The sequence below is a fragment of the Lysinibacillus sphaericus genome, from assembly GCF_002982115.1.
GTDB classification, from domain to species: domain Bacteria; phylum Bacillota; class Bacilli; order Bacillales_A; family Planococcaceae; genus Lysinibacillus; species Lysinibacillus sphaericus.
Genome location: NZ_CP019980.1, coordinates 3,948,123 through 3,962,424 on the forward strand (window position 1 = coordinate 3,948,123; position 14,302 = coordinate 3,962,424).

Here is a 14,302-nt window from a genome sequence, read left to right on the forward strand (position 1 = left end):
GGCACTAATTGTTTGGGTGTCTGGCACCCAAACAATAAAAAAACACGAAGATTTCAACGGTCACAACGGAAGCCGCAGAATTCTTCGTGGATTTTACTTAGCTATTTTGAATAATCTTCTGACAAAATTCAGAATTGTTTGGGTGTCTGGCACGCACATACTTAATCTAATGCATTTACAGTGTTTTTTAACATCTCTAAATTCATTGGACCCTCTATCGCTTGCTGAATGGTGCCCGCTGAATCAATAAAATACGTTGTAGGAATCGTAATGACTTGATATTCTGAACCAGCTGCATTTTCAGGGTCCAGTAAAATAGGAAATGTCAGTTCAAAGCCATCTCTAAATGTCATGACTGTATCAATTTTAGCATCGGCTGTGACATCTCGTTCAGCTGATGTTAAGTTGACAGCTAATATTTCAACATTATCTTCCTTGGCATATTGGTCGTAATAATTTTGCATATGTGGCATTTCAGCTTTACAAGGTGGACACCATGTTGCCCAAAAATTGAGTACAACTTTTTTTCCACGCAATTCACTTAATGTCACTTCTTCACCATCTAAGTTTGTTAATGTGAAATCTGGCGGTATATCACCTTTATTTAACCCGACTGTCCGTTCTTCTACTTCTTTACCGAGGGATGCAGATTCAATTTCACGTTCTTTATCAATTTGCTGTTTAACATATGTACCAATCATCGCAACTATTAACAACACGACAATAAGTAACCCAATATTTTTTTTCATTCTTTTCCTCCTATTCGTTGAATTCCTATACCTAATAGAAGTAGTAGGAAGCTTACCCCAACAGCCGTTTGCCAAAAACCAAGTGGCTGTAATGCAGCTACGATACAATAGCCAACGGTATACAGGAATAACGCTGTCTTAGTTGTTGGTACTTTCCATAATATGAAAATCGTTAGCACGCTTAGCACTACTAAAGTGATGAGTTCGCTTTGAAGTGGATTGTCATTCAATAATACCACGAACCATTGATAAATGGATTGCGTTAACATAATTGCCCAACCACACGCCATTATACCCTCAGTGTCAAACTGTAGCTGTTGACGCTTCTGCCAAAATTGTAACAGTATAGCAGCTACCCCTAATAACACTCCAACTGTTCCTCCATTAAAGTAAAGAAGCGCTAGCGGTTGATTAATGACCGATTGGAAGTCCGTAATAATAAGGCTAAATTTCCAAACGAGTATAAAAGTAAAGATGGCATCTCCATATACCCCTGACCATATTTTCGGAAATTGTATTCGCAAAACAAGCCATACGATGAAAAACGCTAGTAATAAAGCAACAGCTGTTGCTGGTAATGTTAATGCACGAATTGAAAACCACTCAGTATTAATCACCTAAACAAATCCTCCATCAATATAGATACTTTTAGCATAGCATAGATGCTTTTACGAAAAATGTTATTTCACACTGTGTTCAAAAAAACTACTAATGGATATATAGAATGTAAATTTTATTAGTACTTTATTTTAAAATACCCCATATCGTATTTTATTGCAATGAACAGATGAAATTCCGTCCACTTTTTTTCGAACGAGTTGGCGCAAATAAAAAAGAGAGCCGCCTTAAACATAAGACGACTCTGTTAATTCTTTATTATAATGGAATATATTTTAGTGGATTCACACTACCAACTGCTTGTCCTTGCCAAGAGCCGATATGAATTTCAAAATGCAAGTGCGGTCCAGTAGAACGACCTGTACTACCCATTGCTGCAATTTGCTGTCCTTGGTTCACTACATCCCCTACACTAACGTTAAAGGCACTAAGATGTGCATAAACCGTTGTATAAATTTGTCCATTGATAGAGTGTGTTAAAATAACGACATTTCCATAAGAACTTAGTGGTGCTGCATAGGATACAACTCCGTCAGCAGATGCCCAAATTGGTGTACCTGTTTTGTTGGCAAGGTCAACACCATAATGGAATTCTGGACCGGCTCCAAGGTTACGCCAGCCGTACGGTGATGTTAAACGACCATTTGTCGGCTTAATCCAAGTACCTTCTGATGCTGGTGCATTCACCGTAGAACCAGAGCTTGAACCCGAGTTCCCAGCCGCCGCAGCAGCTGCCGCTGCAGCTTTACGTTTTGCCTCTTGTTGACGGGCAATTTCCGCTAAACGGTTTTGCTCGGAAATGATTTTTTGCTGTAATTCTGCACTAATTTCCAGTGCCTCTGAATACTCTTTTTCAAGTAATACTTTTTCAGACTTTAGTTTCTCTTGTTCTTTTTCTAGCTGATCAACTAATGTGTTTTTCTCTTTTTTCTGTCCATCTAATGATGCTTTTAAACCTACTAGCTTTGCTTTCTGTTCTTCAAGCTTTTGGCGTTTGCCTTCTAGAACTTGTTTTTGCTCTTCTAAAGTTTGCTTATCTTGTTTTTGATCGCGAATAATTTGACGATCTGCTTCAAGTAATGAATTGACAGCAGAGAAACGATCGATAAAGTCTACGAAACTATTTGAACCGAGTAGTACATCTAAGTAGCTAACTGAGCCCCCAGCTTGAATTGCTCGTGCACGATCTTGTAACAATAAATCACGCTCTTCAATTTTGCGAAGAAGTTCTTCGATAGTTCCTTCTAATGCTTTTATCTCATCATTTGTAGCATTTATTTCAGCCAATATATTTTTAATATCACTATTTGTTTTGTCAATTTCAGCATTTAACGCTTGAATTTGATCTAATAGTTTTTGTTGCTTTTCTTTATTTGCATTAATGGCGTTTTCTTTACCACTAATAGAAGAATTCAATTGATTTTTCTTTGTTTCTACTTGATTTTTCTCTTCTTTTAAATCCGATAAACTATTTGCATACGCTGATGGAGTTTGGATAAAAAGAAGTAGTGCAGTTGTTGCCGCAAATGCTTTTATAGAGTTTTTCGCTATACTTTTCATCTAATGGACTCCCCTTCGATATTTAATTCCCATAAACTTTGCCGTTTTAAAAGCCTTTAAATTGTGGTGCAAATTTAGCTAAGTTTACGCGTCGGCAGAATCTGCTTTTGAAATCTGTGACATTCTTTGGCACCGTTACTACCTGATTTGGCCCTACAAAACGAATGACTATTGCCACAAAGCAAGTTAAATTTTTAAAAACTTACGTACAGACATGAAACTTCCCCATATACCAATTAACACACCAATAAGAAGTATCAGAGCGCTCACTTGGTAAACAAGTGGTGAGAAATCTAATAGTTGCACGAGCTCACCTTGTAAACGAGGTGCAATAATTTTATAAACATTGTGGTAAAGTGTTGCGACAACCGCAATCGGAATAATAGAGCCTAAAATTCCAAGCCACATACCTTCTAAAAGGAATGGAATACGCACGAATGAATTTGTTGCCCCTACTAGTTTCATAATTTCTATTTCATCACGACGCGCGATAATCGTAATACGAATCGTATTAGAGATTAAGAAAATCGCAGTGAATAATAACCCTAAAATCAGCACAAGCCCCACATTACGACTAATATTTAGGAAGTTGAAAAGTTTTTCTACTTTACCTTCGCCGTACTTAACATCGTATGTATATTCATACTTATTAATTGTCTTTGCAACTTTTGCTGTTTGTTGTGGATCTGCCGCCTTTACATAAATGACATTTCGTAACGGGTTACTTTGCTCAAAAAGCTTAAAGTCATCCCCAAAATCTTTTACTAACTTTGTTAATTCATCCTCTTTTGTGGAATATTTCATTTCCGCAACATCTGGCAATTTTTTAATCTTTGCTAATAACGCTTTTTCAGCAGCTTCATCTGCCGTTTCGTCGATTAACACTTTTATTTCAACGTCGTTCTCTAAATCAGATGCAACTTTGTTTAAGTTCATCATAATGAGTGAGAATACACCTACTAATATTAAAGTCACCGTAACTGCACTGACAGAAGCAATTGTCATCCAGCTATTACGTCCAAGTGATTTAACACTTTCTCGAAAATGGCGTTTTACCGTATTAAATTTCATAGCCGTAGTCACCTCCGTGCTCATCACGGACAATCATACCGCCTTCAATCGCTATAACCCGTCGACGAATAGTGTTTACTATTTCACGGTTATGGGTTGCCATTACGATTGTTGTACCCCGTGCATTAATCTCTTCAAATAAATTCATAATCTCCCAAGATGTCTCGGGATCTAGATTTCCTGTTGGTTCATCAGCAATCACAACTTTTGGTACATTGACGATGGAACGTGCAATGGAGACACGTTGCTGCTCACCACCAGAAAGTTCATTTGGGAACATTCTTGCCTTATGTTTTAAGCCAACAAGTTCTAAAACTTCCATAACCCGTCGACGAATTTCTACGGGCTCCTCTTCAATTACCTCTAGAGCAAATGCTACGTTCTCATAGACGTTCAACCTTGGTAATAATTTGAAATCTTGGAAAACAACACCGAGTTGCCGACGCAAAAAAGGTACCTTTTTATTTTTCAAACTGCCCAAATCAATACCATTAACAGTAATTTCACCTGAAGTTGCTTTTTCCTCGCGGTACATTAACTTGATAAATGTCGATTTACCTGCACCACTTGGACCAACAACATAGACAAACTCACCTTGTTTTATATTAACCGAAATGCCATTTGTCGCAACTACACCATTCGGGTACTTTTTTGTCACATTTTTCATTTCTATCATAATTTTTTAAACCACCTAAACCTCTTATATATGTAAGATGTATTCCTTTTTCTATTATAGCACTCAATCTATGATTTTTTATTACAGTTTTATTTCATTCGTTGGAATATTCTCCTAGTTAATTAATATTTTTTGGAATATTTTATATAAATCTATCAAACACCAACAAAATAAAACAGGAATCGATGGAAAGTTCTAGTCGATTCCTGTTTATTGCTTCATTTGAAAATACAAAAGAGCATTCAAGCTGTTTCATCTCTTTGCTTGAATGCTCCTTATTTTACATTTCTTGCTCGTCAGTCGTTGTATAACGTACTAAAACTGCACCTGTTTTCGACTCGCCTTCAATAAATAGACGGTTGGCATCTTCCACTTCTTTATCAAAACGGACTACTTTAGATAAAAATTGATCTTGTGTCTCAATTTTCGACGCATCTTGAATACCGACATCTACTTTACCAAAATTCGTTACAATTTTACCGCTTAACGACATTGTACGTGGTACATATATTTCTACAGCACCTGCAACAGTATGTGCTTTAATTTTTGAAGATTTACTAGAGCATGTTGTCACTACAACATGTCCATTTATAGATTTTGCTTCTACTTCATCTAATGCACCATCTAAATATACGCGCCCATTCAAAGTTTCAGCTTCTAAATCTTTACCACGAACATCCGTTAGTTCGATGGAGCCATTCGATGAATCCACTTCCGCCTTCGTAAATACTAGCTTCGAGCCCTTAATTGCACCATTCAATGTTTTCAGCTTTAATTGCTCCAGCTCGATATTTTGTAAAGTTACGCCACCATTCATTAAACGGACAGATAATTTATCTAATTTTTCCTTTGGTGCAAGTACTTGTACATTTACTTGTACTAGCTTTAATTGACTTAAAATTCGTAGTGAGTCTTCTTCACTTTTCACAACAAATTGCTCCAAGAAATGATTACGTGTTTCTTCCTCACTATCATTCACTAGAGGTGCTTTGACCTTACAAATAATTTGGAAAGTATCACCTTCACACGGTTCTAATGAAAAATTACCATTCGGTAGCTCAACCATAATATTTTCTATATGCGCTGCTGCAAGTTCTTCGGTATGAGTAAATTCAAACTTATCTCCAAATGGTGAAGAAACATCGAATTCTTTTACTTTTTTTACTGCCGTATTCATCATATCCATAAAGAGTGAGCCAATTTGTGTTAAATCTTTACGAAAATCATGGATTTCATCTTGGAAATGCTTTGTGAAATCTGCCTCTTTCTTTTTTTGTTCTTCTTTAAAGATTGGTTCTTTTTCTGCTGAGGATTGCTGATCCGTATTCGACGTATCGTTCATACTGCTATCAGTGGACTTGCTAGGTTGCTCTAATGCTTCTAATAATGTAATCGCCTCTTGCGCTGAAATAGTTCCTTTTTCCACAAGTTCTAAAATTCGTTGACGTTCATTTTGCATAATGGTATAGCCTCCCACAGATTGTTATATTTATTTATACGTCTCCATATGTGAAAAGTTTCACTGAAAAAAGAAAAAGCATGCACTGTCATACAGTAAAAAAGTTTTCATGCCTGCTATCTAGATGTTTTTTTGATACTGTCATTTAAAAAATCTGCTACATTTCCAGAGTGAAAATAAGACTTATGCTAGCTGTGCCAAATGCTTTAGCGTACAAGGTCTTAAATCTCACCCTCAGAAACAGAGCAAATTTTTATAATTTTTTTCTTTTTGCTGTTTGTAAAAAATTTATTTTGTTGCTTCTGTTAAAGCCGTTTCCATACGTTGTCGATCACGTATTAAAATCGGTTTTAAATATTTACCCGTATAAGAGCCAGCCACTTCCATTACTTCTTCTGGTGTACCCGTTGCAACAATGGTACCTCCTTTGTCGCCACCTTCTGGTCCTAGATCAATAATGTAATCCGCTGTTTTAATAACATCTAAATTATGCTCAATAACGAGCACCGAATCCCCATTTTCTACAAGTCGTTGTAAAACAATTAGTAAACGCGCAATATCATCTGCATGTAAGCCCGTCGTTGGCTCATCTAAAATATAAAATGACTTACCTGTTGAGCGACGATGTAATTCAGATGCCAATTTGACACGTTGCGCCTCACCACCAGACAGTGTTGTCGCAGGTTGACCTAATTTCATATATCCTAAGCCAACATCAACAATCGTTTGTAATTTACGTTGGATTTTAGGGATATTTTCGAAAAACACGACGGCATTTTCAATTGTCATATCTAAAATATCAGCAATACTTTTGTCTTTATATTTTACTTCAAGTGTTTCACGGTTGTAACGTTTTCCATGGCAAACCTCACATGGCACATATACATCTGGTAGGAAATGCATTTCAATTTTAATAATCCCGTCACCCCGACATGCTTCACAACGGCCACCTTTAACGTTAAAGCTAAAACGTCCTTTTTTATAGCCACGTACTTTCGCTTCATTTGTTGTGGCAAACACATCGCGAATATCGTCAAAGACACCCGTATACGTTGCAGGATTGGAGCGAGGAGTTCTTCCTATTGGCGATTGGTCAATATCGATAACCTTTTCCAATTCATCGATCCCGGATACTTCTTTATGTGCGCCTGGCTTTACCTTTGAACGGTTGAGCTTTTGGGCTAATGATTTATATAAAATTTCATTAATTAGTGTTGATTTACCTGATCCAGATACACCTGTTACTGCTACAAATAAACCTAATGGCACATCTACTTTGACGTTCTGTAGATTGTTTTCCTTTGCCCCCACTATAGACAATTTACGCCCATTTGGTTTACGACGCTCTACTGGTAGTGGTATAAACTTCTTGCCACTTAAATATTGGCCTGTTAACGACTGTGGATTATCCATGACTTCCTGTGGCGTACCTGCTGCTACAATTTGACCACCATGTACACCGGCGCCCGGTCCAACATCAATCAGATAATCTGCCGCTAGCATTGTGTCTTCATCATGCTCGACAACAATAAGTGTATTGCCGATATCTCGCATATTTTGTAGCGTACTAATAAGACGGTCATTGTCTCGCTGATGTAGTCCAATGGATGGTTCATCTAAAATATAGAGTACACCTGTTAAGCGAGAGCCAATTTGTGTTGCTAAACGAATTCGTTGTGCTTCTCCACCTGAAAGTGTTCCAGCTGCACGATTTAATGTTAAATAATCTAACCCTACATTCACTAGGAAGCCAAGTCTTTCCTCGATTTCACGCAATACGAGTCTCGCAATTTGCATATCCTTTTCAGATAAATCGAGCTCTTTGAAAAACGTATCTGCCTCCTGAATCGAATACTCTGTTACTTGTCCAATATGTTGATCGCCAATTTTCACAGCTAATGTTTCGGGCTTTAATCGGTAACCTTTACAAGATGGACAAGCTTGCTGTGCCATATATTTCTCCATTTGCTCTCGTACATAATCAGAAGTTGTTTCTTTAAAACGGCGCTCTACATTACGCACCACACCTTCAAATTCAATCATCTGATCTCGTACATTGCCAAATTCATTTTCATAATAGAAGCGAATTTTATCTTTACCAGAACCATATAAAATCTTATCCATCTTTTCTTTAGGTAAATCTTTGACAGGTACGTCCATCGGAATCGCGTAATGATCACATACTGCCTTTAATAGTTGTGGATAATATTGTGAGCTTGTCGGCTCCCATGGTGCAATGGCGTGCTCTAATAATGAACGTTCCCAATCTGGCACGATTAGTTCTAAATCAACCTCCTGCGTTGTTCCTAACCCGTCACAGCTTGTACATGCTCCAAACGGACTGTTAAATGAAAACATACGAGGCTCTAGCTCCCCTATTGAAAAACCACATAATGGGCAGGCATGATGTTCACTAAATAATAATTCTTCATGTTCCATGACATCAACAAGAACGCGTCCTTCAGCTAATCGAAGGGCTGTTTCTAACGAATCACTAAGACGAGCAGCAATCCCCTCTTTAACAACAACACGATCGACTACAACTTCTATCGAATGCTTTTTATTTTTATCAAGATCAATCGCATCATCTAAATCGCGTAATTCACCATCAATCCGTACGCGTACAAAGCCTTGCTTTTTCAAGTCTTCTAGTAACTTAACATGCGTTCCCTTACGACCTGAAATCATCGGTGCCAGTAATTGCATTTTCGTACGTTCTGGATAAACTAATAAACGATCCACCATTTGCTCAATCGTTTGCGATGTAATCTCTATACCATGATTTGGACATATTGGCTTCCCAATACGAGCGAATAGCAAACGTAAATAATCATAGATTTCCGTAACGGTTCCAACTGTGGAACGTGGATTACGGCTTGTCGTTTTCTGATCGATTGAAATGGCAGGCGATAGCCCCTCAATTGCATCTACATCTGGTTTATCCATTTGGCCGAGAAATTGGCGCGCATAGGCAGATAGCGATTCTACATAACGACGTTGCCCCTCGGCATAAATCGTATCAAACGCTAAGGAAGACTTCCCAGAACCCGATAAACCTGTTAACACGACTAATTGATCACGTGGAATTGTGACATTTATATTTTTTAAATTATGTGCTCGTGCGCCTTGCACGACGATTTCTGTATTTTTCACAAGCCAATCACCCTTCTGCTTTCAATTCAAATATTGTATCTCGTAGTTCAGCTGCTCGTTCGAAATCAAGCGCTTTAGCCGCTTCCTTCATCTCTACTTCAAGAGATGCCAACAATTTCTCTTTTTCTGCCTTCGTCAACTTCTTGCCTTTCGTTGCCTTTGTAACATACGATTCCTCTTCCTCTGCCACTTGTGTCGCACGAATAACATCCGGAATCTTTTTGACAATTGTTTTCGGTGTAATGCCATGTTCCTCATTGTAGGCCATTTGAATTGAACGACGACGTTTCGTTTCATCAATCGCCTTTTTCATCGAATCTGTCATATTATCTGCGTACATGATAACATGTCCATTTGCATTACGTGCCGCACGACCAATTGTTTGAATAAGCGAACGTTCCGAACGTAAAAAGCCTTCCTTATCCGCATCTAAAATCGCCACCAGCGATACTTCAGGAATATCTAAACCTTCACGCAATAAATTAATGCCGATTAGTACATCATATGTACCTTTACGAAGTTCACGAATAATTTCAATCCGCTCTAATGTCTTAATCTCTGAATGTAAGTATTCCACTTTTAAGCCCATTTCCTTCAAATAAGCAGATAAATCTTCCGACATTTTTTTCGTCAATGTTGTAACGAGGACACGTTCATTGCGCGCAATACGGTCATGAATCTCGTCAATTAAATCATCGATTTGCCCTTCAATCGGGCGCACGTCAATTAATGGATCAAGTAACCCTGTCGGACGAATAATTTGTTGCACCATTTCCGGCGTATGTTCAAGTTCATATGGACCAGGCGTTGCTGATACATAAATGGCTTGATGAATGTGTCGTTCAAACTCCTCGAAACGCAAAGGACGATTATCTAGTGCAGAAGGCAAACGGAATCCATGCTCCACTAGTACCCCTTTTCGTGCTTGGTCCCCGTTATACATACCCCGTACCTGTGGTAATGTCACGTGACTCTCATCGACAATAAGCAAAAAGTCTTCTGGGAAGTAATCGAGTAATGTGTATGGTGTTGCACCAGCTTCACGCAATGTTAAATGACGTGAGTAGTTTTCAATACCTGAACAAAAGCCCATTTCACGCATCATTTCTAAATCATAGCGCGTACGCTGCTCTAAACGCTGTGCTTCCAATAGCCTATCTTCTGCTCGCAATAACGCAAGACGTTGTTCTAATTCTTGTTCAATATTGTCAATCGCTTTCAGCATTTTTTCTTCGCGTGTAACGAAGTGGGAAGCTGGGAAAATTGCTACATGGTCGCGATCTGCCAATATTTCTCCTGTCAACGCATCGACTTCTCGAATGCGATCAATCTCATCTCCGAAAAATTCCACACGAACGCAATGTTCATCACGAGAGGCTGGGAAAATTTCGACAACGTCACCTCGCACACGGAACGTCCCGCGTGTAAAACTAATATCATTACGTTCATATTGCACGTCTACTAATTTCCGAAGCAATTGATTGCGTTCAATCTCCATACCTGTTCGAATCGATACAACCAATTCGCGATATTCTTCAGGAGAACCTAAACCATATATACAAGACACTGAAGCAATAATGATGACATCATCCCGTTCGAAAAGAGCCGATGTGGCTGAGTGACGCAGCTTGTCGATTTCATCATTAATACTTGAATCTTTTTCGATATACGTATCTGTTTGTGGAACATACGCTTCAGGCTGAAAGTAATCATAATAACTCACAAAGTATTCAACTGCATTATTTGGGAAGAACTCTTTGAACTCACTATATAATTGACCCGCTAGTGTTTTATTGTGGGCCATAATCAGCGTTGGTTTTTTTACTTGCTGAATAACATTAGAAATCGTAAATGTTTTGCCCGTTCCTGTTGCACCAAGCAAAGTTTGATGTCGTTTCCCTTCCCGTACACCCTCCACTAATTCCGCAATCGCCTGTGGCTGATCCCCGTTAGGCTGATATGGCGCCTGTAAATCAAATGTTTGCACGCATGTTCCCGTCCTTTCCTTCCAATTTGTACATTTATTTTAGCATAGCAGTACTAAAATATCGAACATTTAACGAACGAATGTTTGTTATTTTTCTCAATTTCGAATTTCTCACTTTATTACAACGCATTTATTATTTGTCATTACTCGTCACTAATTCTAACGCTATCATTCATTTTTCTAGAAGCTAAATACTTTAGCTCCTTGTATCCATGATTAGATATATACCCATTCTTTAATCATACAATTCTATAAATTTACAAATGACAAAGATAATTATCCTTATTGCCCTATTAATGCAATAAGGCACTTTCTATTTCGTTGCAGACAAAAAAATCCGCTCCCCGTTAACGGAGAGCGGTCTTATCGTATTATTCACTTGCTATTTTGTGTAATGCCTCTAGTTCAGCCGCGTATAGATGAAAAGCCTTTTCATCTCGTTCATCGAGTGTTCTATCTATCAGAACCATTAGCTGTTCTTCACGATGCATACGCTGGATATGATTTAAAAATAAATCTAAATAAATCTCGTTCAATAATTTCTCTGCCTCATCAACTTTTTTCGACTGACCAACGGCTTTTAGAAAATCTGTGTACGAATAATATTTATCCAACGATCTCCACCTCGATCCTTTTCTAAATTATAAGAAAATTCAGACCAAATTGCAACGCTAAACAAAATAAAATCAACTATCATTTATTAGAATTATAGCGTATTTTTAAGCAAATTTCTAAAGAAATAGTATCAATTTCTAGATAATTTCGTTTTTTATCTATATTTTCAGTATTCATCTTTGTCATTTACACTACAAATAAATATTCCCATAAGGAGGCGTTCCATATATATGTCCACAAATTATGTAAATGGTTATTTAATGTCTTTCAATACTTATTTATTACAACCTATTCAACATGAATCGAAAATTTTCACAAGGGTCATCGACAAGCATAATGAGTTAATTGTGACACGCAAGCCTTTGCATGTTTTACGAAAGTCATGCATTTCATTGGGCACAACGTATGAAGCAGCAAAATTTTCTGCGAAACGTTTTTTTGGCAATCAACATAAACTGCCAATTGTTGTTGCATATGATTATGGCTTTCCTTGCATTTTTTTGCCAACCTATTCGCCAAACTCTATACATAATATTTGGATTGGACTTCATGCCATTTCAAATATTTCACCAAGCAACGTTGGTTGTATTATTACGTTGAAAAATGATATGAAAATTGAGCTTCCTATTAAATACGGCTCGATTAGTAAACAATTTGTCAATGCCTCTATGCTCTATAAACATTATATGGAAGAGCGCAAGCAACTTAGCCATGATGCCCCCTATCACCCTCCATTTTGAGTGCCTGACACCTAGAAAATTCAGAATTGTTTGAGTGACTGGCACCTCAAAATAAAACCTCAGAAGCTTATGCCTCTGAGGTTTTCATTCATTATCCGATTTTAGAACGTAAATAGGCATTGATGAATGGATCTATATCTCCGTCCATTACGGCTCCTACATTCCCTGTTTCTTCACTTGTACGATGATCTTTCACCATTGAGTATGGATGAAACACGTATGAACGAATTTGAGAGCCCCAGCCTATTTCCTTTTGCTCTCCACGAATTTCATCAAGTTGTGCTTGTTGCTTGTCAATTTCTAATTGGTATAACTTACCTTTTAACATCGTCATGGCTTTTTCACGGTTTTTAATTTGTGAACGCTCTGCTTGACATTGAACAACAGTACCTGTTGGAATATGTGTAATACGGACAGCTGAATCGGTTGTATTAATATGCTGACCACCTGCACCTGTTGCACGATACGTATCAATTTTTAAATCCTCGGTACGAATATCCACTTCAATATTGTCATCAAATTCAGGCATGACATCACATGATACGAATGATGTATGACGACGACCTGATGAATCAAACGGTGAAATACGTACTAAACGGTGTACGCCTTTTTCAGCCTGTAAGTAACCGTAAGCATTATGTCCTTTAATAGATAATGTTACCGATTTAATACCTGCTTCATCACCTGGAAGATAATCGACTGTTTCTACTTTAAAGCCACGTTTTTCAGCCCAACGCGTGTACATACGAAGCAACATTGAACCCCAGTCTTGAGATTCAGTACCACCAGCTCCAGGATGCAGCTCTAAAATCGCATTGTTATGATCGTAAGGTCCACTTAATAATAATTGCAGTTCAAAATCATTCATTTTTTGTTGGAATTCCGCTAGCTCATTGCCTAGCTCCTCCTGCAATTCTTCATCAGGCTCTTCACGTAATAACTCCAGTGTCATATCTAAGTTTTCATGTGTATCGACTAATTCTTTATATTCATTAACAATGGCCTTCAAGCCATTCCCTTCATTAATGACTACTTGTGCTCCTTGTTGATCGTCCCAGAAACCAGGCTCTAACATCATTTCATCTAATTCCTGAATACGTGCCTCCTTGTTTTCTAAGTCAAAGAGACCCCCTAAAGTCCGCCAATTTAGTGGCTGTAGTGTCTAACACATTACGTACATCTGCTAATTCAATCATTGTTAAATCCTCCGAACATTTTTAATGGATATTATAAGTAAAATCCGTATCTTTTTATTATAGCGTTTTTGAGGCGGAAAACATACTATTTTCAATATCTCCATAGGTTGCGCTTAAAAAAGAGAAAGCCTGAACAAAAAAATAGTAGTACAAACTAGCTTAGCTTGTGCTACTACTCTCTTGTGTAATTTCACTAATTTAATTTTCCAAGTAAACTTTTACGCGCTTCCGCATGAATCTTTTGATCACAATGTTCGCAAGTCAAACGTCTATTACGATTCACCTTATAAAGTTGATATTTCCTTGTTCCTTCTAAAAGCTTAAACGGTTTCTTACAACAAATACAAGTCGTTTCGTAATAAATCATCCATTTCCACCCTTTCGTATAAACAAGTATTATTCATTTGTATCCAAATGTAACCCTTGAACTAAAATAGTCCACTAGAAAATTTCCTGCAATTGTTAATAGTTGTTAGCA

Annotated in this window: 11 protein-coding genes; 1 reads left to right on the forward strand and 10 read right to left on the reverse strand. The window is 37.7% G+C overall.

Annotated elements, in window-relative coordinates:
- Positions 1 to 161 precede the first annotated feature (161 nt).
- The 9 genes from LS41612_RS19450 to LS41612_RS19490 all read right to left on the reverse strand — a co-directional run bounded on the left by LS41612_RS19450 (position 162) and on the right by LS41612_RS19490 (position 11,887).
- Positions 162 to 749, reverse strand: coding sequence for a peroxiredoxin family protein (locus LS41612_RS19450; RefSeq protein WP_024362503.1), 588 nt, complete (start codon positions 747 to 749; stop codon positions 162 to 164).
- Positions 746 to 1,366 carry a hypothetical protein gene (locus LS41612_RS19455; RefSeq protein ID WP_024362502.1) on the reverse strand — a complete coding sequence of 207 codons (621 nt, stop codon included), beginning with the start codon at positions 1,364 to 1,366 and terminating at the stop codon, positions 746 to 748. The genes LS41612_RS19450 and LS41612_RS19455 overlap by 4 nt, the downstream gene beginning before the upstream one ends.
- A 259-nt stretch (positions 1,367 to 1,625) precedes the next feature.
- Positions 1,626 to 2,927, reverse strand: a complete 1,302-nt coding sequence (locus LS41612_RS19460; RefSeq protein ID WP_024362501.1) for a murein hydrolase activator EnvC family protein — start codon at positions 2,925 to 2,927, stop codon at positions 1,626 to 1,628.
- A gap of 186 nt (positions 2,928 to 3,113) precedes the next feature.
- Positions 3,114 to 3,998: a permease-like cell division protein FtsX gene (gene ftsX, locus LS41612_RS19465; protein WP_024362500.1), complete on the reverse strand. Its 885-nt coding sequence runs from the start codon at positions 3,996 to 3,998 to the stop codon at positions 3,114 to 3,116.
- Complete coding sequence (gene ftsE, locus LS41612_RS19470) at positions 3,988 to 4,674, reverse strand: cell division ATP-binding protein FtsE (protein ID WP_024362499.1); 687 nt, start codon at positions 4,672 to 4,674, stop codon at positions 3,988 to 3,990. The genes ftsX and ftsE overlap by 11 nt, the downstream gene beginning before the upstream one ends.
- Before the next feature lie 280 nt (positions 4,675 to 4,954).
- Positions 4,955 to 6,133, reverse strand: coding sequence for a DUF4097 family beta strand repeat-containing protein (locus LS41612_RS19475; protein WP_024362498.1), 1,179 nt, complete (start codon positions 6,131 to 6,133; stop codon positions 4,955 to 4,957).
- Positions 6,134 to 6,421: 288 nt separating this feature from the next.
- Positions 6,422 to 9,286: an excinuclease ABC subunit UvrA gene (gene uvrA / locus LS41612_RS19480; protein WP_024362497.1), complete on the reverse strand. Its 2,865-nt coding sequence runs from the start codon at positions 9,284 to 9,286 to the stop codon at positions 6,422 to 6,424.
- Between the two features lie 7 nt (positions 9,287 to 9,293).
- Positions 9,294 to 11,273, reverse strand: a complete 1,980-nt coding sequence (gene uvrB, locus LS41612_RS19485; RefSeq protein WP_024362496.1) for an excinuclease ABC subunit UvrB — start codon at positions 11,271 to 11,273, stop codon at positions 9,294 to 9,296.
- 371 nt (positions 11,274 to 11,644) lie between these two features.
- Positions 11,645 to 11,887 carry an IDEAL domain-containing protein gene (locus LS41612_RS19490; RefSeq protein WP_024362495.1) on the reverse strand — a complete coding sequence of 81 codons (243 nt, stop codon included), beginning with the start codon at positions 11,885 to 11,887 and terminating at the stop codon, positions 11,645 to 11,647.
- A 231-nt stretch (positions 11,888 to 12,118) separates the two neighbouring features.
- On the opposite strand from LS41612_RS19490, the gene LS41612_RS19495 reads away from it, so the two are divergent.
- Complete coding sequence (locus LS41612_RS19495) at positions 12,119 to 12,628, forward strand: competence protein ComK (protein WP_024362494.1); 510 nt, start codon at positions 12,119 to 12,121, stop codon at positions 12,626 to 12,628.
- Positions 12,629 to 12,719: 91 nt separating this feature from the next.
- Here the strand turns inward: LS41612_RS19495 and prfB are convergent.
- Positions 12,720 to 13,824 (reverse strand): peptide chain release factor 2 gene (gene prfB / locus LS41612_RS19500; RefSeq protein WP_370510640.1). Its coding sequence is split into 2 segments (ribosomal slippage): positions 12,720 to 13,748 and positions 13,750 to 13,824, totalling 1,104 coding nucleotides; the frame shifts between segments, so codons are not numbered across the junction.
- Positions 13,825 to 14,302 lie beyond the last annotated feature (478 nt).